Annotated in this window: 19 protein-coding genes and 1 riboswitch; of the genes, 6 read left to right on the top strand and 13 right to left on the bottom strand. The window is 70.4% G+C overall.

What is annotated here, in order from left to right:
• Positions 1 to 14 precede the first annotated feature (14 nt).
• Together AB0I94_RS35545 and AB0I94_RS35540 are read right to left on the bottom strand one after the other, a co-directional pair.
• Entirely contained in the window at positions 15 to 965 is a 951-nt protein-coding gene (locus tag AB0I94_RS35545) for a decaprenyl-phosphate phosphoribosyltransferase (protein ID WP_363313884.1), read from the bottom strand.
• On the bottom strand, positions 958 to 1,479 hold the full coding sequence (locus AB0I94_RS35540) for a phosphatase PAP2 family protein (protein ID WP_363313883.1): 522 nt from the start codon (positions 1,477 to 1,479) through the stop codon (positions 958 to 960). Before AB0I94_RS35540 ends, AB0I94_RS35545 begins: the two co-directional genes overlap by 8 nt.
• A gap of 167 nt (positions 1,480 to 1,646) precedes the next feature.
• On the opposite strand from AB0I94_RS35540, the gene AB0I94_RS35535 reads away from it, so the two are divergent.
• Together AB0I94_RS35535 and AB0I94_RS35530 are read left to right on the top strand one after the other, a co-directional pair.
• Positions 1,647 to 3,020, top strand: coding sequence for an FAD-binding oxidoreductase (locus tag AB0I94_RS35535; RefSeq protein WP_363313882.1), 1,374 nt, complete (start codon positions 1,647 to 1,649; stop codon positions 3,018 to 3,020).
• A 20-nt stretch (positions 3,021 to 3,040) separates the two neighbouring features.
• On the top strand, positions 3,041 to 3,796 hold the full coding sequence (locus AB0I94_RS35530; RefSeq protein ID WP_363313881.1) for a decaprenylphospho-beta-D-erythro-pentofuranosid-2-ulose 2-reductase: 756 nt from the start codon (positions 3,041 to 3,043) through the stop codon (positions 3,794 to 3,796).
• Between the two features lie 19 nt (positions 3,797 to 3,815).
• Here the strand turns inward: AB0I94_RS35530 and AB0I94_RS35525 are convergent, their stop codons facing one another.
• The 3 genes from AB0I94_RS35525 to glyA all read right to left on the bottom strand — a co-directional run bounded on the left by AB0I94_RS35525 (position 3,816) and on the right by glyA (position 7,107).
• Positions 3,816 to 4,403, bottom strand: coding sequence for a 2'-5' RNA ligase family protein (locus tag AB0I94_RS35525; RefSeq protein WP_363313880.1), 588 nt, complete (start codon positions 4,401 to 4,403; stop codon positions 3,816 to 3,818).
• Positions 4,404 to 4,476: 73 nt separating this feature from the next.
• Entirely contained in the window at positions 4,477 to 5,490 is a 1,014-nt protein-coding gene (trpS, locus tag AB0I94_RS35520; RefSeq protein ID WP_363313879.1) for a tryptophan--tRNA ligase, read from the bottom strand.
• Between the two features lie 264 nt (positions 5,491 to 5,754).
• Positions 5,755 to 7,107, bottom strand: a complete 1,353-nt coding sequence (glyA, locus tag AB0I94_RS35515) for a serine hydroxymethyltransferase (RefSeq protein ID WP_363313878.1) — start codon at positions 7,105 to 7,107, stop codon at positions 5,755 to 5,757.
• A 40-nt stretch (positions 7,108 to 7,147) separates the two neighbouring features.
• A riboswitch (ZMP/ZTP riboswitch) is annotated at positions 7,148 to 7,238 on the bottom strand.
• A gap of 111 nt (positions 7,239 to 7,349) precedes the next feature.
• Between glyA and rocD the strand changes: the two genes are divergently transcribed.
• Positions 7,350 to 8,552, top strand: coding sequence for an ornithine--oxo-acid transaminase (gene rocD / locus AB0I94_RS35510; RefSeq protein WP_363313877.1), 1,203 nt, complete (start codon positions 7,350 to 7,352; stop codon positions 8,550 to 8,552).
• 47 nt (positions 8,553 to 8,599) lie between these two features.
• Here the strand turns inward: rocD and AB0I94_RS35505 are convergent, their stop codons facing one another.
• The 4 genes from AB0I94_RS35505 to AB0I94_RS35490 form a co-directional block, all read right to left on the bottom strand.
• Positions 8,600 to 9,385, bottom strand: coding sequence for an SAM-dependent methyltransferase (locus AB0I94_RS35505; protein WP_363313876.1), 786 nt, complete (start codon positions 9,383 to 9,385; stop codon positions 8,600 to 8,602).
• 89 nt (positions 9,386 to 9,474) lie between these two features.
• Positions 9,475 to 10,662 carry a glutathionylspermidine synthase family protein gene (locus AB0I94_RS35500; RefSeq protein WP_363313875.1) on the bottom strand — a complete coding sequence of 396 codons (1,188 nt, stop codon included), beginning with the start codon at positions 10,660 to 10,662 and terminating at the stop codon, positions 9,475 to 9,477.
• Between the two features lie 9 nt (positions 10,663 to 10,671).
• Positions 10,672 to 11,103 carry a hypothetical protein gene (locus AB0I94_RS35495; protein WP_363313874.1) on the bottom strand — a complete coding sequence of 144 codons (432 nt, stop codon included), beginning with the start codon at positions 11,101 to 11,103 and terminating at the stop codon, positions 10,672 to 10,674.
• Between the two features lie 166 nt (positions 11,104 to 11,269).
• Positions 11,270 to 12,682, bottom strand: coding sequence for a PLP-dependent aminotransferase family protein (locus AB0I94_RS35490; protein WP_363313873.1), 1,413 nt, complete (start codon positions 12,680 to 12,682; stop codon positions 11,270 to 11,272).
• Between the two features lie 47 nt (positions 12,683 to 12,729).
• Between AB0I94_RS35490 and AB0I94_RS35485 the strand changes: the two genes are divergently transcribed.
• From AB0I94_RS35485 to AB0I94_RS35475, 3 genes are read left to right on the top strand one after another with little or no spacing between them, the layout of a single operon-like run.
• The gene (locus AB0I94_RS35485; RefSeq protein ID WP_363313872.1) at positions 12,730 to 13,266 is read left to right on the top strand and encodes a carboxymuconolactone decarboxylase family protein; all 537 of its coding nucleotides are present in this window, start codon (positions 12,730 to 12,732) and stop codon (positions 13,264 to 13,266) included.
• A complete protein-coding gene (locus tag AB0I94_RS35480; protein ID WP_363313871.1) occupies positions 13,263 to 13,709 on the top strand; it encodes a carboxymuconolactone decarboxylase family protein in 447 nt (148 codons plus the stop codon). Before AB0I94_RS35485 ends, AB0I94_RS35480 begins: the two co-directional genes overlap by 4 nt.
• Entirely contained in the window at positions 13,706 to 14,434 is a 729-nt protein-coding gene (locus tag AB0I94_RS35475) for an isocitrate lyase/phosphoenolpyruvate mutase family protein (RefSeq protein ID WP_363313870.1), read from the top strand. The genes AB0I94_RS35480 and AB0I94_RS35475 overlap by 4 nt, the downstream gene beginning before the upstream one ends.
• An 89-nt stretch (positions 14,435 to 14,523) precedes the next feature.
• Here AB0I94_RS35475 and AB0I94_RS35470 read toward each other — a convergent pair whose 3' ends face one another.
• From AB0I94_RS35470 to AB0I94_RS35455, 4 genes are read right to left on the bottom strand one after another with little or no spacing between them, the layout of a single operon-like run.
• Positions 14,524 to 15,486 carry a glycine betaine ABC transporter substrate-binding protein gene (locus AB0I94_RS35470; RefSeq protein ID WP_363313869.1) on the bottom strand — a complete coding sequence of 321 codons (963 nt, stop codon included), beginning with the start codon at positions 15,484 to 15,486 and terminating at the stop codon, positions 14,524 to 14,526.
• Between the two features lie 59 nt (positions 15,487 to 15,545).
• A complete protein-coding gene (locus tag AB0I94_RS35465; protein ID WP_363313868.1) occupies positions 15,546 to 17,564 on the bottom strand; it encodes an ABC transporter permease subunit in 2,019 nt (672 codons plus the stop codon).
• Positions 17,561 to 18,655, bottom strand: coding sequence for a glycine betaine/L-proline ABC transporter ATP-binding protein (locus AB0I94_RS35460; protein ID WP_363313867.1), 1,095 nt, complete (start codon positions 18,653 to 18,655; stop codon positions 17,561 to 17,563). The genes AB0I94_RS35465 and AB0I94_RS35460 overlap by 4 nt, the downstream gene beginning before the upstream one ends.
• The gene (locus tag AB0I94_RS35455) at positions 18,652 to 20,190 is read right to left on the bottom strand and encodes a GMC oxidoreductase (RefSeq protein ID WP_363313866.1); all 1,539 of its coding nucleotides are present in this window, start codon (positions 20,188 to 20,190) and stop codon (positions 18,652 to 18,654) included. The genes AB0I94_RS35460 and AB0I94_RS35455 overlap by 4 nt, the downstream gene beginning before the upstream one ends.
• Between the last annotated feature and the right edge of the window lie 124 nt (positions 20,191 to 20,314).

Raw genomic sequence — 20,314 nt, 5'->3', positions numbered from 1 at the left:
CTCCAGCGGGGCGCTCACCAGTCGGCGACCGCGAGGGCGTACATCGCGATCCACACGAGGCCGATGACGGCCAGTGCCCGGTCGCGCAGGACGACGTCCTCGGGCTCGCCCGCCGTGCCCCGGTCGGCGAAGACGGCGTACCGCAGGACGGCGAGGACGAAGGCGGCCATCGACAGCTGCCGCCAGGGCAGCAGGCCGTTCGAGGTGCCGCCGCTCTCCATGGCCCACAGGCAGTACGCGAGGACGGCGACCCCGGCGGCGAGCTGCCACACGAAACGGAGGTAGCCGGTGGTGTATTCGGTGAGCAACGCGCGCGTGGCGCCTGCTTTTCCGGACAGCTGGACGGCTTCGGAGTAGCGCTTGGCGGCGACCATGAAGAGCGCGCCGAAGCCCGTGGTGATCAGGAACCAGCGCGAGAGCGGGATGTCGAGGGCCACTCCCCCGATCATCGCCCGCATCAGGAAGCCCGTGGTGACGACGGCGAGGTCGACGACCAGGACGTGCTTGAGGCTGACGCAGTAGGCCAGTTGCATCACTACGTAGGCGGCGAGGAGGCCCGCGGTCAGGGGCGTGCAGAACGCGGCGGCGGCCAGCGGCGCGAGGACGGCGAGCAGTCCGCCGACCGCGTACGCGACCGCCACCGGCACCTGACCGGCGGCGACCGGCCTGCGGCACTTGGTGGGGTGGGCTCGGTCGGCCTCGGCGTCCCGCGCGTCGTTGACGAGGTAGACGGCGGACGCGGCGGCCGTGAACAGCGCGAACACCAGGGCGAGTTGGATCAGCGAGTGGCGTGAGAAGAGCTCGCCCGCGGCGGCGGGGGCCGCGACGACCAGGACGTTCTTCACCCACTGGCGGGGGCGCGCGGTCTTCAGGAGGCCGAGCGGCAGGGCGAGGGAGCCCGTACCGGACGGCCTGGGCGGCCGGGGCGGCTGGGGGCGTTCGAGCAGGGCGGTGCGGTCAGTCATTCTCGCGGCTCCCGTTCATCCAGGCGGAGCCCACGCGCGCGGTGAGGGCGCCGAGAGCCGCGCCGGCCGCCACGTCACTCGGGTAGTGGACGCCGACGACCATCCGCGAGACACACATCGCGGCGGCGAGCGGCGGGACGACGCGGGCCCCGAGGGGGCTCAGCGCGCCGAAGGCGACGGTGGCCGCGGCGGCCGAAGTGGCGTGCGAACTGGGGAAGGAGTGCAGCCCCGCGGTCCTGACGAGGGGCTTTATGCCCGCGTTGCCGCTCGGGCGCGGGCGTCGCACCACGCGCTTGACGCCCATGCTGGCCAGGTGTGCGGTGGCGGTCAGTGCCGTGCCGCGCAGCCATGCGCCGCGCCGCTCACGGTCGACCGCGGCGCCCGCGAGCCCCGCGACGATCCAGAGGGCGCCGTGCTCGCCGGCCTGGGACAGGGCTCGTGCGGCGGCGGCCACGCGCGCGTCGCAGCCGCAGTCGCGCAGGGCCGACAGCAGCCGGTGGTCCATGTCGTGCATGTGGCTTCCCTCTCCGGGGACTTCAGGGACCTGACCACTTCGACTCTTCTAGGCGACCTCTCAATATTTACGGCAATATACGACGACACTCCCTCAATCACCCATTTCGGTGAGAGCTCCAACAAATATGGGCAAACACCCCTTGCTGGGGCGATACGGTCACTCCTATGCCTGCCGACGCCGCATCCGCGATGAATCCCGAGGCCGTTTCCGTGTCGGGCTGGGGGCGCACCGCCCCGTCCACCGCCCGCCTGATCCGCCCCCGTTCACCCGAGGAGGCCGTGGCCGCTCTCCAGGCCTGCGGAGAGCGTGGAGGCATCGCCAGAGGCCTGGGGCGGGCCTATGGGGACGCCGCGCAGAACGCGGGGGGCGCGGTCCTCGACATGACGGGCATGGACCGCGTGCACGCCATCGACGCCGACGCGGGCACCGTCCTGTGCGACGCCGGGGTCTCGCTGCACCGCCTGATGGAAGTCCTGCTCCCGCTCGGCTGGTTCGTGCCGGTCACTCCGGGGACCCGCTATGTGACCGTGGGCGGCGCGATCGGCGCGGACATCCACGGCAAGAACCACCACGGATCCGGGTCCTTCTCGCGCCATGTGATGGCCGTCGAACTGCTCACCGCCGACGGCACGGTGCAGGCGGTCGAGCGCGGCACCCCGCTGTTCGACGCGACGGCGGGCGGCATGGGCCTGACGGGCGTCATCCTCGCCGCGACGCTGCAACTGCAGCCGGTCGAGACCTCGTTGATGACGGTGGACACGGAGCGCGCCACCGACCTGGACGACCTGATGGCCCGCCTCACCGCCACCGACCACCGCTACCGCTACTCCGTGGCGTGGATCGACCTCCTCGCGCGCGGGGGGTCGATGGGCCGCTCGGTGCTCACGCGTGGCGACCACGCTCCGCTGGACGCCCTCCCGCCGCGCGCGCGTAGAGCCCCACTCGCGTTCCGCCCCGCGCAGCTGCCCTCGGCTCCGCGCTTCCTGCCCGAAGGACTGCTCGGGCGCAGGTCGGTGGGGCTCTTCAATGAGCTGTGGTACCGCAAAGCACCCCGCAACCGCGTGGGCGAGCTCCAGAAGATGTCCACGTTCTTCCACCCCCTGGACGGCGTCCCGCACTGGAACCGCGTGTACGGCCGCGGCGGTTTCGTGCAGTACCAGTTCGTCGTCGGATACGGCAAGGAAGAGGCCCTGCGGCGCATCGTGCGGCGCATCTCGGAGCGCGGCTGCCCGTCCTTCCTCGCCGTACTGAAGCGCTTCGGAGAAGGCGATCCGGGCTGGCTCTCCTTCCCGATGCCCGGCTGGACCCTCGCCCTGGACATCCCGGCCGGCCTGCCGGGCCTCGGTGCCTTCCTCGACGATCTCGACGAGGAGGTCGCTTCCGCCGACGGCCGCGTCTACCTGGCCAAGGACTCCCGCCTGCGGCCGGAGATGCTCGCCGCGATGTATCCGCGGCTCGGCGACTTCCGCGCGCTGCGGGCCGATCTCGACCCGCGCGGGGTGTTCCGCTCGGACCTCTCGCGCCGCCTCGCCCTCTAACAGCTCCAGGAGTTGGTCTCATGAAGGACGCCTTCGGCACCCCCCAGTCCCTGCTCGTACTCGGCGGCACCTCCGAGATCGGCCTCGCCACGGCCCGCCGTCTGGTCGCGCGGCGCACCCGCACCGTGTGGCTGGCCGGGCGGCCGTCCCCGGGCCTGGAGAAGGCCGCCGCGAGCCTGCGTGACATGGGTGCGGACGTCCGCACCGTCGCCTTCGACGCGCTCGACTCCGAGTCCCATGAGGCCACGCTCGGCAAGATCTTCGCCGAGGGCGACATCGACATGGTCCTGCTGGCCTTCGGGATCCTCGGTGACCAGGCACGCGACGAGGACGAGCCGCTGTCGGCGGTGCGGGTCGCGCAGACGAACTACACCGGGGCGGTCTCGGCCGGCCTGGTCTGCGCGCGGTCACTGCAGACCCAGGGGCACGGCTCCCTGGTGGTGCTCTCCTCGGTCGCGGGCGAGCGCGCCCGCCGCTCGAACTTCATCTACGGGTCCAGCAAGGCGGGCCTCGACGCCTTCGCCCAGGGCCTGGGCGACGCGCTGCACGGCACGGGGGTGCACGTGATGGTGGTCCGCCCCGGCTTCGTACGCTCCAAGATGACGGCGGGCCTGGAGGAGGCCCCCATGGCCACCACTCCGGAGGCGGTCGCGGAGGCCATCGAGACGGGCCTGCGGCGGCGCTCGGAGACGGTGTGGGTGCCCGGCGCGCTGCGGGTGGTCATGTCGGCGCTGCGTCACGTGCCGAGGACGGTGTTCCGGCGGCTTCCGGTGTGAGGCCCTTCGGGGGCGGCGGTCAGCGAGCGGGCAGCGTGCCGTGCGTGACCGGGGCCGCTGCCTGCGGGGGCACGACGGGGCCGCCACCGCCGAAGGCGAACTCGCGCAGCTTGCGCCAGACGCCGTCCGCGCCCTGTTCGTAGAGCGCGAAGCCGGTGCAGGGCCACTCGGCCTCGTACTCCGAAAGCTCCGCGTACGCCCGGTCCATGGCCTCTTCGGAGATGCCGTGCGCCACCGTGACGTGCGGGTGGTAGGGGAACTGCAGCTCGCGCGCCATGGGTCCGGACGCGTCCCGCACCCGCTCCTGGAGCCAGCCGCAGGCCGACCCGCCCTCCACCACCTGGACGAAGACGACGGGCGACAGCGGACGGAACGTGCCCGTCCCGGACAGCCGCATCGGGAAGGGGCGCCCGGCGGCGGCGACAGCCCCCAGGTGTGCCTCGACGGCGGGCAGCGCCGCGGCGTCCACCAGGGTCGGCGGCAGCAGCGTGACGTGGGTGGGGATGCCGTGGGCCGCGGGGTCCCCGAAGCCCGCGCGCCGCTCCTGGAGCAGGCTGCCGTGAGGCTCCGGGACCGCGATCGACACACCGATCGTTACGGTCCCCACGTCGTACTCCTGTCGGTCGGGTGGCGGGCAGAGGGCGCTGCTGTGTCCGGCGTGGTGCCGGGGGTTGTGTGGCTCAGTGCTTGGCGGGCAGGAGACCCACCCTGTCGTACGCCTGGGCCAGGGTCTCCGCGGCGACGGCGCGCGCCTTCTCCGCACCCTTGGCCAGGATCGAGTCGAGCGTCTCCGGGTCGTCCAGGTAGGCCTGGGTGCGGTCCCGGAAGGGAGTCACGAAGTCGACCATGACGTCGGCGAGGTCAGTCTTCAGCGCACCGTAGCCCTTGCCGGCGTACTTCTGCTCCAGTTCCGGAATACCGGTGCCGGTGAGCGTCGAGTAGATGGTGAGGAGGTTGCTGACACCCGGCTTTTCGACGGTGTCGTAGCGCACCACCGTGTCGGTGTCGGTGACCGCGCTCTTGACCTTCTTGGCGGTGGCCTTGGGCTCGTCGAGGAGGTTGATCAGGCCCTTCGGGGTGGACGCCGACTTGCTCATCTTGATCGACGGGTCCTGAAGGTCGTAGATCTTGGCCGTCTCCTTGAGGATGTACGCCGCCGGGACGGTGAACGTCTCGCCGAAGCGGCCGTTGAAACGCTCCGCGAGGTCGCGGGTCAGCTCGATGTGCTGGCGCTGGTCCTCACCGACCGGGACCTGATGAGCCTGGTAGAGCAGGATGTCCGCGACCTGCAGCACCGGGTACGTGAAGAGGCCCACGGAGGCGCGGTCCGCGCCCTGCTTGGCCGCCTTGTCCTTGAACTGCGTCATGCGCGACGCCTCGCCGAAGCCCGTGAGGCAGTTCATGACCCAGCCGAGCTGGGCGTGCTCGGGGACGTGGCTCTGGACGAAGAGCGTGCAGCGTTCCGGGTCGAGCCCGGCCGCGAGGAGCTGGGCGGCGGCGAGCCGGGTGTTGGCACGGAGCTCCGCCGGGTCCTGCGGGATCGTGATCGCGTGCAGGTCCACGACCATGTAAAAGGCGTCGTGGGACTCCTGCAGCGCCACCCACTGGCGGACCGCGCCAAGGTAGTTGCCGAGGTGGAACGAGCCTGCGGTGGGCTGGATTCCGGAGAGCACGCGGGGACGATCAAGGGCCATGGAGCCATTCTCTCAGGTGTCTCTCCTTGCTCGGAAACAGACGTGTGACGGGTGTGCCGCGATCTTGTCCCCCGGCCGTGTCCCTTGCCGCCTGGTTCCGTCATCCGTCCTGCCGGACGCGGAACCGCTCCCGTCTGCTGTCGATCGTCGCCGGTGAGACGAGGAACACAGCGCGTTCGGCGGTCCGGCGGCGCTCGCGGAGGTGGAGCTGCGGCCACCCCCGGCCGGTGAGCCCGGCCGGGGGCGGCTGCCCGGTTCGGCGGGTCAGTGGGTCGGCAGGCCCGGGGCCGGGTGGGCGGCCATCAGGTCGGCGACCTCGGACCGGATCTTCGTCAGGGCGTCCTCGTCACCGGCGCGGGCCGCGGTGACGCCCCGGTCGATCCAGTCGGCCACGGTCGGCATGTGCTGCGTCCCGAGACCGCGGGAGGTGAGGGAGGGGGTTCCGATGCGGACGCCGGAGGGGTCGAACGGCTTCCTCGGGTCGTACGGCACGGTGTTGTGGTTGACGACCACCCCGGCCCGGTCGAGGGCCTTGGCGGCGACCTTGCCCGGGACGTCCTTGGGAGTGAGGTCCATCAGGATCAGGTGGTTGTCCGTGCCGCCGGAGACCAGGTCGAAGCCGCGGGCGAGCAACGCTTCGGCGAGGGCCTGGGCGTTGGCGACGACCGCGTGGGCGTAGTCCCGGAAGGAGGGTTGCGACGCCTCGTGCAGGGCGACGGCGATGGCCGCGGTGGTCTGGTTGTGCGGGCCGCCCTGGAGGCCGGGGAAGACCGCCTTGTCGATGGCCTTCGCGTGCTCGTCACGGGACATCAGCATGGCGCCGCGCGGGCCGCGCAGGGTCTTGTGGGTGGTCGTGGAGATCACGTCGGCGTGCGGCACCGGTGAGGGGTGGGCGCCGCCCGCGATCAGCCCCGCGATGTGCGCGATGTCGGCGACGAGGACGGCCCCCGCCTCGTGGGCGATCTCGGCGAAGGCGGCGAAGTCGATGGTGCGGGGAAGGGCGGTGCCACCGCAGAAGATCAGCTTCGGGCGTTCCTTGAGCGCGAGGTCGCGTACCTCGTCGAAGTCGACGAGACCCGTGTCCTGGCGTACGCCGTACTGGACGCCGCGGAACCACTTGCCCGTGGCGGAGACGCCCCAGCCGTGGGTGAGGTGGCCGCCCATCGGCAGTGCCATGCCCATCACGGTGTCGCCGGGCTCGGCGAAGGCGAGGTAGACGGCGAGGTTGGCCGGGGAGCCGGAGTAGGGCTGGACGTTCGCGTGCTCGACGCCGAAGACGGACTTGGCGCGGGCGACGGCGAGGCGCTCGACGGGGTCGATGTTCTGCTGGCCCTCGTAGTAGCGGCGGCCCGGGTAGCCCTCGCTGTACTTGTTCTGCAGCACCGTGCCGGAGGCTTCGAGGACGGCGGCGGAGACGTAGTTCTCGCTGGGGATCAGGCGCAGGGTGTCGGCCTGGAGCTGCTCCTCGGCGCCCACGAGCGCGGCAAGCTCGGGGTCCTGCGCGGCGAGCGCGGGATGGCTGAGGGCGTTCGGGGAGCCCTGGTTCTTCGGGCTGTCCGCTGTGTTCGGGTTGTTCGGGGTGTTCGGGTTGTTCGGGGTGTTCGGGAGTTGCGTCATGGCGTCCTCCGGGGCGAGCGGTGAGTGTCCGGTCGTGGTCCCGGGGTGCCCAGGCGGTCGGCACCTCGAAGGTTCTGCCTCGCACGGCTTCCTCGGGGTCCGTTCCCCGTGCGCCAGTCGCCGTGCTGTACGAGGCAGCCTAGCGGGCACGCCGCGTCGGCAGGTTTCTTCGCCCACGATCCGAGCGACGATAGGAATGGGGCGCCACACCCGCCCCATGCCGCAGGACGAACGGAGACCCCGTGTCGATTACCGAAAAGTTCATCACCTCGGCCGAAGCGCACAGCGCGCACAACTATCACCCGCTGCCCATCGTGGTCGCATCGGCGGAGGGCGCCTGGATGACGGACGTCGAGGGGCGCCGCTACCTCGACATGCTGGCCGGATACTCGGCGCTGAACTTCGGGCACGGCAACCGCCGCCTGATCGACGCGGCCAAGGCGCAGCTGGAGCGGGTGACGCTCACCTCGCGGGCCTTCCACCACGACCGGTTCGCCGACTTCTGTACGCGGCTCGCGGAGCTGTGCGGCAAGGAGATGGTGCTGCCGATGAACACCGGCGCGGAGGCGGTGGAGACGGCCGTGAAGACCGCCAGGAAGTGGGGGTACCAGGTCAAGGGCGTGCCCGACGGGCGGGCGAAGATCGTCGTGGCGCGCAACAACTTCCACGGGCGCACCACGACCATCGTCAGCTTCTCGACGGACCAGGAGGCGCGGGCGGACTTCGGTCCGTACACACCGGGTTTCGAGATCGTTCCGTACGGCGATCTGACGGCGCTGCGGGCCGCGGTCACGGAGAACACCGTGGCCGTGCTCCTGGAGCCGATCCAGGGAGAGGCCGGGGTCCTGGTGCCGCCGGCCGGGTACCTGGAGGGCGTGCGGGAGTTGACGCGGGAGCGCAACGTCCTCTTCATGGCGGACGAGATCCAGTCGGGGCTCGGCAGGACGGGCAGGACGTTCGCGTGCGAGCACGAGGGCGTGGTGCCGGACGTGTACATCCTGGGCAAGGCGCTCGGCGGGGGCGTCGTGCCGGTGTCCGCTGTGGTGGCGGACGCGGACGTCCTTGGGGTGTTCGAGCCGGGTGAGCACGGGTCGACGTTCGGCGGCAATCCGCTGGCGTGCGCGGTGGGGCTTGAGGTCGTCGCGATGCTGAGCTCGGGCGAGTACCAGCAGCGGGCCACCGAGCTGGGCGAGCATCTGCACGCCGAGCTCGGGCTGCTGGCCGGCACGGGCGCGGTGACGCAGGTGCGGGGCCGTGGGCTGTGGGCGGGCGTCGACATCGAGCCGTCGCACGGCACGGGGCGCGAGATCTCCGAGAAGCTGATGGACCGGGGCGTGCTGGTCAAGGACACTCACGGCTCGACGATCCGGATCGCTCCACCGCTGGTGATCAGCAAGGAGGACCTGGACTGGGGGCTCGACCAACTGCGGGCCGTGCTGGCGTAGTCGGTGGACGCCGTGGCCGCAAGTGCGGACGCGGCGTCACCGCACCGTCAGCGCTTGGTGCCGACTCCGCCGAACATGGCCACGTCCTCGACCCCCGGTGCCACCTCCGTGCGCCAGCGGTTGCACGACACCACGCCGGGTTCGAGGAGCTCAAGGCCCTCGAAGAAACGTACGACTTGCTCGGGCGTGCGCTGCGTCAGCCTGGGGGTGCCGTTCTCGTTCCAGAACGCCACCGCCTCGTCGACATCGGGCATCTTCGGGCTGGTGATCGTGTGCGAGAGGACGAGATGGCTGCCGGCCGGCAGTGCGTCGAGCAGGCGGCGCACGATGCCGTACGCCTCCGAGTCGTCGTCGATGAAGATGACGACTCCGAGCAGCATCAGCGCGACCGGCTGGTCGAAGTCCAGGGTTTTGGCGGCGTGTTCGAGGATTCTGTCGACGTTGCGCAGGTCCTCGTCGAGGTAGTCGGTCCTGCCCTCGGGGGTGCTGGTGAGGAGGGCGCGCGCGTGGGTGAGGACCAGCGGGTCGTTGTCGACGTAGACGACGCGGGACTCGGGGGCGATCCGCTGGGCGACCTCGTGGGTGTTGTCGGCGGTCGGCAGTCCGGTGCCGATGTCGAGGAACTGCCGGATGCCGCACTCGGTCACGAGGTGGCTCACGGCGCGCCCGAGGAACTGCCGGTCGGCCAGCGCGTACGCACCGATGCCGGGGTGCAGCGTGCGGATCTGGTCACCGGCGGCCTGGTCGACGGGGTAGTTGTCCTTGCCGCCGAGCCAGTAGTTCCAGATACGGGCCGTATGAGGCTGCGTGGTGTTGATCCTGCTGTCGGCCATGTGCCCTCGCCTCCGAGTCCGTCATCGATCAACCGGCAGCGTACTCGCGAGACTTGGGGCACAGCTTCACCGCCCGCCCCACAGCGCTCTCAGAGGATCACGTGCGGCAGGAATCTCGCGTACTCGTCCGTGATCAGATCCGACGACTCCCGGATGCCGAGACCCGCCGCCTCGTCCTCGACCACCCACGCGCCGAGCACCACGCGATTGCCGTCGAAGTCGGGCAGGGGCGCCAACTCCTGGTAGCAGCAAGCCTCTTCGCGAACGACGGGTCGGGCGCCCGGCGGATGGATCGTGACTCCGGCGCCTTCGCGGCCGAGGAGGGGCTTGGCGACGTAGCCCCGTCCGGAGGCCAGCTCGCGGGGGCCGTCCAGGTAGGCGGGGAGGAGGTTGGGATGGCCGGGGTAGAGCTCCCAGACCACGGCGAGCAGCGCCTTGTTGGAGAGCAGCATCTTCCAGGCGGGCTCGATCCACAGGATGGAGCCGGTGCCGCCGCCGTTGTCCAGTGTCTCCAGGACGTGCGGGGCGAAGCGGTCGGTGGTCAGCCACTCCCACGGGTAGAGCTTGAAGCAGCTCCGGATGAAGCCGAGCTTCTTGTCGACGAAACGCCGCGAGAGCCGGTCCCAGCCGATGTCCTCCATGGAGATCGCCTCGGTGTGGAGTCCGGCCTGCTGTGCGGTCTCGCGCAGATACGCGACCGTCATCAGGTCCTCGCCGAGCTCGTCGCCGGCGGAGTGCGCGAAGTACAGCGGGCCGCCGGGCGGAAGCAGCGGTGCCTGCTTCTTCCAGGCGTCGACGAGGCGCTCGTGGAGAGAGTTCCACTGGTCGGCGCCCGGGAAGCGCTCCTCCATCCAGAACCACTGGGGGCTCGCGGCCTCCACCAGGGATGTGGGGGTGTCGGCGTTGTACTCCAGCATCTTGGCCGGGCCGCCTTCGCCGTCGTAACGCAGGTCGAACCGGCCATAGAGGGAGGGAAGTTCGGCGCGGCGGTGCCAGGCCTCGGTGACCGCTTCGGCCACGTCGGGGTCCGTGATGCCGAGATCGGCGAGGCGGCCGTGCGTGACGATGTACTCGGCCGCCGCGAGGCACATCGCGTGCAGTTCCTCGACGACCTCCTCCAGGGCCTCGACCTCGGGGAGCGTGAACGTGTAGTAGGCGGACTCGTCCCAGTACGGGCGCAGCGAGTCGTCGGGGTAGCGGGTCAGGGGGTAGATGAGCCCCTGGTCCTCGACCGTCTGCTGCCAGCCGGGGCGGGGAGTGATGGTGCGGCGTTCCATGGTCCTGGCTCAGCCGCCGCCACTGCCGCTGCCCGAGCAGCCGAAGCCGTCGCGGTCGACGGCCTCGCTGCGGCTGAAGGTGCCGTAGTCGGCGTAGCGGCCGTCGACGTCCGCGTCGTAGTACCAGTCGGCGTCCATACGGCCGGACTTGCCGGTGCCTGTGCCTGTGCCAGTGCCTGTCCCTGTTCCGCTGGACGTGCCGTTGGCCTTGCGCCCCTTGCCGTACGAGGAGTTCGAGGAGCCCGAGGTCGAGGAACCGCTCTTGCAGTTCTTGTCGGCGACGATCTTGTAGCCGTTGAGGTAGTGGTAACTGTCGCGGTCCACGCACCGCTTGTCCGGTTCCGAACCGCACGAGGTCAGCGCCGCCGCGAGCACACCCATCCCGCCGAGTACGACCGTGCTGGACCGCAGCTTTCGCCGCGGGGCCTTCTGTTCTTCCATCTGTTCTTCCGCTCCCCCGTTGTCGCACGTACGTCGTTACGTGCTCGGCGATCAGCGTAGGTAAGGGCCCCCGCGCCGTGCCAACCGGCTCAGTCGAATCCCTCCCCTCTCCCGTCGCTTCGCGTCTCTTGGAACGATTTGCGCCCTCGGTCCGCGAGGCGTTCCCCTACGGCAGCACCCTGCACAGCGCCTCCAGCGCCCCCGCCCACCCGTGATCCGCCGGTGTTCCGTACCCCACCACCAGCGCGTCCCGCTCCGGAGGCCGGGCCGAGGGGTGGCGGAAGCTGGACAGGCCCTGCACCGCCAGGCGTTGCCAGCTCGCCGCCTGGACCACCGTCCGTTCCGTACCCGGCGGGAGTTCGAGCACGGCGTGCAGCCCCGCCGCGATCCCGGTGGCCCGCACATCCGGTGCCCGTGCGGCGAGCGCGGCGACCAGTTGGTCCCGCCGGCGGCGATAGCGCAGGCGCGCGCCCCGCACATGGCGGTCGTACGCACCCGACGTGATGAACTCCGCGAGCGTCAACTGGTCGAGCGCCCCGCAGGCCCATTCCGCGCCCCCCTTCGCCTCGATGACCTCGGCCGCGATCGGCGCCGGGAGCACCATCCAGCCGAGCCGCAGGCCGGGGGCGAGGGACTTGCTGGCCGTGCCGAGGTAGACCACGCGGTCGGGGTCGAGGCCCTGGAGGGCGCCCACCGGCTGCCGGTCGTAGCGGAACTCGCCGTCGTAGTCGTCCTCCAGGATCAGTCCGTCCTCGCGCCGCGCCCAGTCGACGGCGGCGGCACGCCGGTCGGGGTGCAGCGGGACGCCCATCGGGAACTGATGCGCGGGCGTGAGGAGCGCCGCCTTGGCCGCACGGGCGCCCGCCCCCAACTCGGCTGTGGAAGTGCCCAGTTCGTCGAAGGGCAGCGGCCTGGTCCGCAGCCCGGCCCGTTTGAGCAGGTCCCAGTGCACGTCCAGGCCGTACGACTCGACCGTCACCTCCCGCAGGCCGCGGGCCCGCAGCACCCCGCCCAGCAGGCTCAGGCCCTGCGCGAACCCGGAGCAGACGACGATGCGATCCGGGTCGGTGTGCACGCCGCGGGCCCGGGAGAGGTAGTCGGCGAGGGCGGTGCGCAGCTCGACGCGACCGCGCGGATCGCCGTAGCCGAGCGCGTCGTTCGGGGCGGCTGCCATGGCCCGGCGCGCGGCCTTGAGCCAGGCGGCGCGCGGGAACGCGGAGAGGTCGGGGGTGCCCGGCATCAGGTTGTACGTCGGGCCGCCCGCGGCCCTGCGGCGCGGTGCGGGTTCGGCGGGGCGCGGCACGGCGCGTTCCGCGACGCGGGTGCCCGAGCCCTGGCGTGCGGTGAGCCAGCCCTCGGCGACGAGCTCCGCGTACGCGTCGGCGACGGTGTTGCGGGCGATGCCGAGGTCGACGGCGAGGGAGCGGGACGAGGGGAGGCGGGTGCCGGGGGCGAGCCTGCCGCCGCGCACCGCCTCGCGCAGGGCGTCGGTAAGTCCCTTGCGCACGCCGGAGTGCGTCGCCTCCGTCCCGGTCTCCAGGTGAAGGTCGACGCCCAAAGTGGCCCAGGATTCTTCCATGGAAATGGACCATACCTGTGGGCTACTGCGCCCGTACGGTCGATGTCATGACGACAAGTGACAACTCCCCGGCAGCCCCCGAAGCCCCCGAAGCCCCCGAACAGAAGCAATACGTCCACGAGCACACGCCCCGCCTCGACTGGCACCAGCATGCCCCCGAGGTCTTCAAGGCGATGATCCGGCTCGACGCGGCTGCCCGTAAGGGCGTCGACCCGGTGATCCTGGAGCTCGTCAAGATCCGTGCCTCGCAGCTCAACCACTGCGCGCTCTGCATCGACATGCACAGCAAGGACGCACTCGCGGCGGGCGAGAGCGTGGAGCGGATCATCCAGCTCAGCGCGTGGGAGGAGTCGCAGCACTTCTACACGGCGAAGGAGGTCGCCGCCCTTGAGCTGGCCGAGGCGATCACCGTCCTGACGGACGGATTCGTGCCGGACGAGGTGTACGACAAGGCCGCGGCCCTCTTCGAGGAGCAGGAGCTCACGCAGCTGATCGCCGCGATCACGGTGATCAACGCGTGGAACCGCTTCGGCGTCTCGACGCGTCAGGTGCCGGGCCACTACAAGCCGGGGGACTTCAAGTGAGCGTGCGTACGACGCACCTGGACAAGGGAGTCGGCGGCGCGATGGCCGCGCTGAGCGCGGCCGCCAAGAAGGGGCTCGGTGACCCTGTCCTCGCCGAGCTGGTGATGATCCGGGCATCGCAGATCAACGCGTGCGCGTTCTGCCTGGACATGCATGTGGACATCGCCGTGAAGAACGGCGAGAGCGTGAAGCGGATCGCCCTCCTCAACGCCTGGTCGGAGGCCGGCGGCCTCTACAGCGAACGCGAGCGGGCCGCGCTCGCCCTGACCGAGGCGGTCACGGTCCTGACGGACGGCTTCGTGCCGGACGAGCCGTACGAGAACGCGGCCAAGCACTTCGACGAGGCCGAGCTGGCCCACCTGATCGCTCTGATCACCGTCATCAACAGCTGGAACCGGGTGATGGTCAGCCGCCGCGTCGAGCCGGGGGGCTACACGCCATGAGCCTCGTGGACGTCTTCCGGGAGCTGCACCAGGGGCGTGCGCCCGGTGACCCGCTGGTCCTGCCGGGACCGTGGGACGCGGTCAGCGCCCGGGTCTTCGAGGAGGCGGGGTTCCCCGCGCTCGCGACGCCGAGTGCGGGGGTCTCGGCGGCGCTCGGGTACGCGGACGGGTCGGTGCCGCCGGACGAGATGTTCGCGGCGGTGGCCCGGATCGTGCGGTCGGTCTCCGGTTCCGTGCCGGTGTCCGCGGACATCGAGGACGGCTACGGCCTGCCACCGAAGGAGCTGGTGGAGCGGCTCCTGGCCACGGGCGCGGTGGGCTGCAACCTGGAGGACTCGACGGGCGGGGTGCTCAAGGACCCGCACGAGCACGCGGACTGGCTGGCGCAGGTGCGTGCCGCCGCGGGCGGCGAATTGTTCGTGAACGCGCGGGTGGACACGTTCGTCCACGGCAACGGCGATCCGGAGCAGGCGATCGAACGGGCACGGCTGTACGTCGAGGCGGGCGCGGACTGCGTCTACCCGATCCTCGCGCCGCCGGAGGTACTGCCACGGCTGCGGTCGGCCGTCGACGGTCCCCTCAACGCGGGCGCGAAGCCGGACGGCCCGCCGTCCTTGCGGGAACTGGGCGCACTCGGCGCCACCCGCGTCACCTTCGGGCCCGGCCTGCTGCTGCGGGCGACGGAGGCGTTGCGGGAGATCGCGGGAGGCCTGCGGCAGACGTGACGGTGCCGGGCGCCCCGGAAAGAGGCGCCCGGCACCGTGGTGTCAGCCGTGCGGCTTCAGCACCCGCCGCGAGGCAGCGGGCCGCGACGTCACTTCTTCGGGATCCACTTCTCCCACGTCGCCTTGTTGCCCTTGATCCACTTCTCGGCCGCGGCCTCGCCGGACATCTTGTCCTTGGCGATCGACATGGCGACCTCGTTCTGCTCCTCGGTCGTCCACTTGAAGTTCTTCAGGAACTCCGCCGCCTTGCCGCCGTCCTTGGCGAAGTCCGCGTTGAAGTACTTCTGCAGCGGAGTGTCGGCGTAACCACACTTGGTGGCGGCCTCGGGCTCGTTGCAGCCCTCCTTGAACTCCGGGAACTTCACCTCGACCAGGTCCATGTCGGCGTTGGCCCACAGGGGCTCCCACCAGTACGAGATGAAGGGCTCCTTGGCGGCGTACTTGCGCTGGAGCTCCTTGATCTGCGCCGCCTCGTTGCCGGTGTCCTTGATCTTGAAGTTCAGCTTGTGGTTCTTGATCAGGTGCTCGTCGTACGTGGTGTACGAGGGCGCCGCGCCGATGAACTCGCCCTTGTCGCCGCTGCGGTTGCTCTTGAAGTCCTTGGCGAACTTGTTGAGGTTCTTGTAGTCGAGGATCTCGGGGTGCTTGTCCGCGTAGTACTTCGGCACGTACCAGCCGATGTGGCCGGTGACGCCCAGGTCGCCGCCCTTGACGACCGTCTTCTTCTGGTCGATGTAGAGCTTCTGCTTCTTGGGCTGGCCGTCCCAGTCCTCCAGGATCGCGTCGGCCTTGCCGTTGTTCAGCGCGTCCCAGGCGATCGGCTCGTCGAGCTGCTGCAGCTCGACCTTCTTGACGCCGACCTCGTCCTCGAGGAGCTTCTTGGCGACCTCGGCGTTGGCGCGCGCGCCGACCCAGGAAGGCACCGTGATGGTGACCTCGTCGGCGCTGCCGGACGACTTGGTGTCGGCGGCGGAGCAGGCGCTGAGCGCGACCATGGACAGGGCGCCGAGACCGGCCAGGACCGAAGTGCGTATCCGCTGATTACGGTTCACGAGATGGTTCCCTTACGTAGCAGGAATGCGAGAGTTGAAGAACATACGGGGCGCGTACGTCAGCGAAGTGCGCGTTCCTTGATTTCGGCGCCTGGCTGGGAGATGCGGTCGAGCAGCAGCCCCAGGCAGACGATCGCGATGCCGGACGTCATGCCGAGGCCCAGGTCGCCCTTGGTGAGGCCCCTGACCACGTCCACGCCGAGCGCGCCGCCGCCGATCATGCCGCCGATGACGACCATGGAGAGGACAAGGACGACGCCCTGGTTGAGGGCGACGAGCAGCGCGGGCCTGGCCAGCGGCAGCTGTACCTGCCAGAGCTGCTGGCCGGTGGAGGCGCCGAGCGAGCGGGCCGCTTCCAGGGCCGAGGGGTCGATCTGGCGGATGCCCTGGGCCGTGATGCGGACGACGGCGGGCAGCGCGTAGATGACGGAGGCCACCGCGGCGGCCGACGGGTTGGAGCCGAACAGCGCGATCATCGGGATCAGATAGATGAACGCAGGCAGGGTCTGCATGGTGTCGAGCACCGGCCTGATCGCCCGCTCCACCCAGGCGACCCGGGCGGCGAGCACACCGATGGCGAAGCCCAGGATCAGCGTGACCACGAGAGCGGCGATGACCTGCGAGAGCGTGTCCATCGACTTGTTCCACAGCCCCATCGCGCCGATGGCGCCGAGCGCGAGCACGGCGGTGACCGCCGCGCGCCAGCGGCCCGCGAGGTAGGCGAGGACGCCGACCACCAGGAGCAGCGCCCACCAGGGGGTCGCGAGCAGGGCGTCGAAGAGCGGGTTGATGCCAAAGCGGATGAATCCGTTGGCCCAGGTGAGGGTGCCGCCGATCACCGGGACACCGGAGCCGAGTTCACGCTCGATCCAGCCGACGGCCTCGTTGATCGGCTGGGAGATGGAGACGACCCAGTTCTCCGGCCACTCGGTACGGCCGAGTGCCTGGCCGAGCGCGGTGGCGGCCGCGACCAGGGCGACGATGACGGCCCACAGGACGCGCGTCGCGACGGCGCTGCGCGGCGGAGCCGAGTCGTCGACGCGCTCGCCGAACGCTCCGGTCGTACGGTCGAGCCAGACGGCGATCAGCACGATCGCGATGCCGGCCGGGGCCGCGAGGCCCACGTCGAGGGTGGAGATGGCGGTGAAGATCGGGTCGCCGAGACCGCCGGCGCCGACCACCGTGGCGAGCACGACCATCGAAAGCGACATCATGATCGTCTGGTTGAGGCCGAGCAGCATCGGCTTGCGGGCCAGCGGAAGGCGAGCCGTCCACAGCCGCTGCCAGGCGCTGGCACCGAGCGACCGGGACGCCTCGAGGGCCGCCGCGTCGGCGCCCCGCAGGCCGAGCGAGGTGAGCCGCGCCATCGGCGGGGCGGCGTAGATGACGGTCGACATGAAGACGGCGGGGGTGCCGACGTCGAACATCATCACGAACGGCAGCAGATACGAGAAGGCAGGGAGCACCTGCATGGTGTCGAAGACCGGCCGCAGGATGCGTTCGGCACGGTCCGAGAGTCCGGCCGCGAGGCCGAGGAGTACGCCGACGAGACCCGCGACGGCCACACAGACGACCATCAGGGCGAGGGTCTCCATCGCCTCTTCCCACACGTCGAGCACGCCGATCACCGCGAAGGTGCCGAAGGCGGTGCCCGCGAGGGACAGCGCGCGTCGGCGCAGGTCGGCGCCGCCCGCGTACCAGGAGATGAGGACTGCGGCGACGGTCACGCCGATGAAGCCGAGGCTCTCCAGGCCGCTGAACACACCGTCCACCGCGGACTGCGAGGTGTTGCTGATGTGCAGCAGGAAGTACAGGAAGAGCGGGTGGGTGTCCCGGTTCTCGGCCATCCAGGTGTTGAGGTCGTCGAGCGGCGAGCGCACGTCGACCGTCAGGTCGGAGGGCCACACACCGTTCGCGGTGACGGCCGCCGAGACGACGGCGACAAGGACTGCGCAGAGCAGCAGGACGGCCTTGGGGTTACGCAGGAAACCGGCCAGCGGCCCGGGGCCCTCGGAGGGAGGACCCGGCGGGGACACGGCGTCCTTCTTCTCCAGTACGGAAGTCGGGGCGGCGCTCATACAGCCGCCACCTCCTTGTCCTGGGGATCACTGTCGAGGCCCGCGACCACCGCGAGGAGCCGCTCGTGGTCGACGACGCCGAGGGTGCGCCCGTTGTCCACCACACGGCAGTGCTCGCCGCTGCGCGCCACGGCCTCGATCGCGTCGACGACCAGCGTGTCCGGGCCGATCGCGGCACCGGTCTCGGCCTCGCCGGGCTCGGCGGGGCGCATGGCGCGGCGTACGGAGATGACCTGCTCGCGCGCCACGTCCTGGACGAAGTCGCGGACGTAGTCGTCGGCCGGGTTGGCGACGATCTCCTCAGGCGTGCCGAGCTGCACGATGGCGCCGTCCCGCATCAGCATGATGCGGTCGCCCAGGCGCAGCGCCTCGCTCAGGTCGTGGGTGATGAAGACCATCGTGCGGCCCTCTTCGCGGTGCAGGCGGATGACTTCTTCCTGCATGTCGCGGCGGATCAGCGGGTCGAGGGCGCTGAACGGTTCGTCGAAGAGGAGGACTTCGGGGTCGACGGCGAGGGCGCGGGCCAGGCCGACGCGCTGCTGCTGGCCGCCGGAGAGCTGGGTGGGGCGGCGGTTCTCCATGCCTTCGAGGCCGACCTTGGCGACGACCTCCATGGCCTTGGCGCGGCGCTCGGCCTTGCCGACGCCCTGGATCTCCAGGCCGTAGGCGACGTTGTCGAGGACCGTGCGGTGCGGAAGCAGGCCGAAGTTCTGGAAGACCATCGCGGCCTTGTGGCGGCGCAGTTCACGCAGCTCGTTCTTGTCCATGGCGAGCACGTCCTGGCCGTCCATGGCTATGGACCCGCTGGTCGGCTCGATGAGCCGGGTCAGGGTCCGCACCAGGGTGGACTTGCCCGATCCCGACAGGCCCATGACGACGAAGACCTCGCCCCGCTGGACGTCGAAGCTGACGTCCCGCACGGCCGCCGTGCAGCCGGTGCGCTCGCGCAGCTCGGCCGCGGAGAGACCCGCGTACTCGTCGTTGCCCGGGATGCGCTGGGGCTTGGGGCCGAAGACCTTCCACAGGTCCCGGACGGTGAACACGGGCGCCGTGGGCTCGGTGGCGGGCGCCTTGTCAGTGGTGGTGGTCATCGGACATCACTCCCGGTCAGCAGTTCCGCGCACTTTTCCCCGACCATGAGCACTCCGATCATCGGGTTCACGGCCGGCATCGTCGGGAAGACGGATGCGTCCGCGATACGGATTCCTTCAAGTCCCCGGATCTTCAACTCCGGGTCGACCACAGCGAGTTCATCAGTGGAAGCACCCATACGGCAGGTCCCTGCCGGGTGGTACACCGTGTGCGCGGCCTTGCGCACGAGCTCGCTGATCTCGGCGTCGTCGGTGACGTCCGGGCCGGGGAAGACCTCGCGCTTGAGCCACTTGGCGAAGGGCTCGGCCTGTGCGACCTTGCGGGCCAGCTTGATTCCGTCGACGAGGGTCTGCCCGTCGTAGTCCGCCTCGTCCTCGAAGTACTTGAAGTCGAGGGCGGGCTTGACCTCCGGATCGGCCGACGTCAGGTAGAGGCGTCCACGCGCACGGGACTTGGGGATGTTCGGCGTCATCGAGACGCCGTGCTCCGGGCGTTCGTAGCCCAGGCGCTCCGGGTTGTCCGTGAACGGGATCTGGTAGAAGTGGAACATCAGGTCAGGGCCCTTGTGGTCCGGGTCCCGCTTGACGAAGAGGCCCGCGTCGGAGTCCATCGCGGAGTTGCCGGGGATCGGCCCGTTCGTCTCCCAGACGATGACCGACTCCGGGTGGTCCAGGAGGTTCTCGCCGACGCCCGGCAGGTCGTGCGCCACGGGGATGCCGAGCGCTTCGAGGTCCTTGGCGGGGCCGATGCCGGAGTGCATGAGCAGGCGCGGGGTGTCGACGGCTCCCGCGCAGACCAGCACCTCGCGGCGGGCGGTGAGCAGTTGCTCCGCGCCCTCCTTCGTACGGATGTGGACGCCGCGCGCGGTCTTTCCGTCGAGCTCCAGCTTGGTGGCCCAGGTCTCCAGGAACAGGTGGAGGCCCGGACGGTCACCGGCCTCCATGTGGGGGTGGAGGTAGGCGACGGACGCGGAGGAACGCTTGTTGTTCTCCGGGTGGTACGAGAGGTCGAAGAAGCCGACGCCCTCGTCGAAGGGCTTGTCGTTGAAGCCGACGACCTCGGGGACACCGAGCGCGCTCTTCGTCGCCTCGACCCAGTCGGTGGCGATCTGGTTCTGGTCCTTCTTGGCGACGCGCACGATGTTGTTGCGCAGCTTGCCGAAGAAGGGGTCCATCGCCTTGGCGCCCCAGCCGGTGGCGCCCGCCTCTTCCCACTCGTCCCAGTCGGACGGCAGCGGCTTGAACGAGATCAGGGTGTTGTGCGACGAGCAGCCGCCGAGGACCTTGGCGCGGCTGTGCAGGATGTGCGAGTTGCCGCGCGGCTGCTCGGTGGTCGTGTAGCCGTAGTCGAGGTCGCCGCCCAGGAGGCCGAGCCAGCGGCGCAGCGTGAGGACGTCCTCGCGGTCGATGTCGCTGGGTCCGCCCTCGATGACGGCGACGGTGACGCCGGGGTCCTCGGTGAGCCGGGATGCGATCACCGAACCGGCGGTGCCGCCACCGACGATGACGTAGTCGTACTCAGTGGTCTCAGCCATGCGTGCTGCTCCTCTTCCTGCGAGGTGTGATGCAAGGTGCTTGCGCGTATAGAGCGGGGGGCGCTCGGACGTACGGACATACATACGTGCGCGGGGGCGGGTCCGCCGCCCCCGCGCACGCTGC

It is taken from the genome of Streptomyces sp. NPDC050147 (assembly GCF_040660195.1).
Lineage (GTDB): Bacteria > Actinomycetota > Actinomycetes > Streptomycetales > Streptomycetaceae > Streptomyces.
This window is presented reverse-complemented; position numbering and strand designations above follow the sequence as displayed.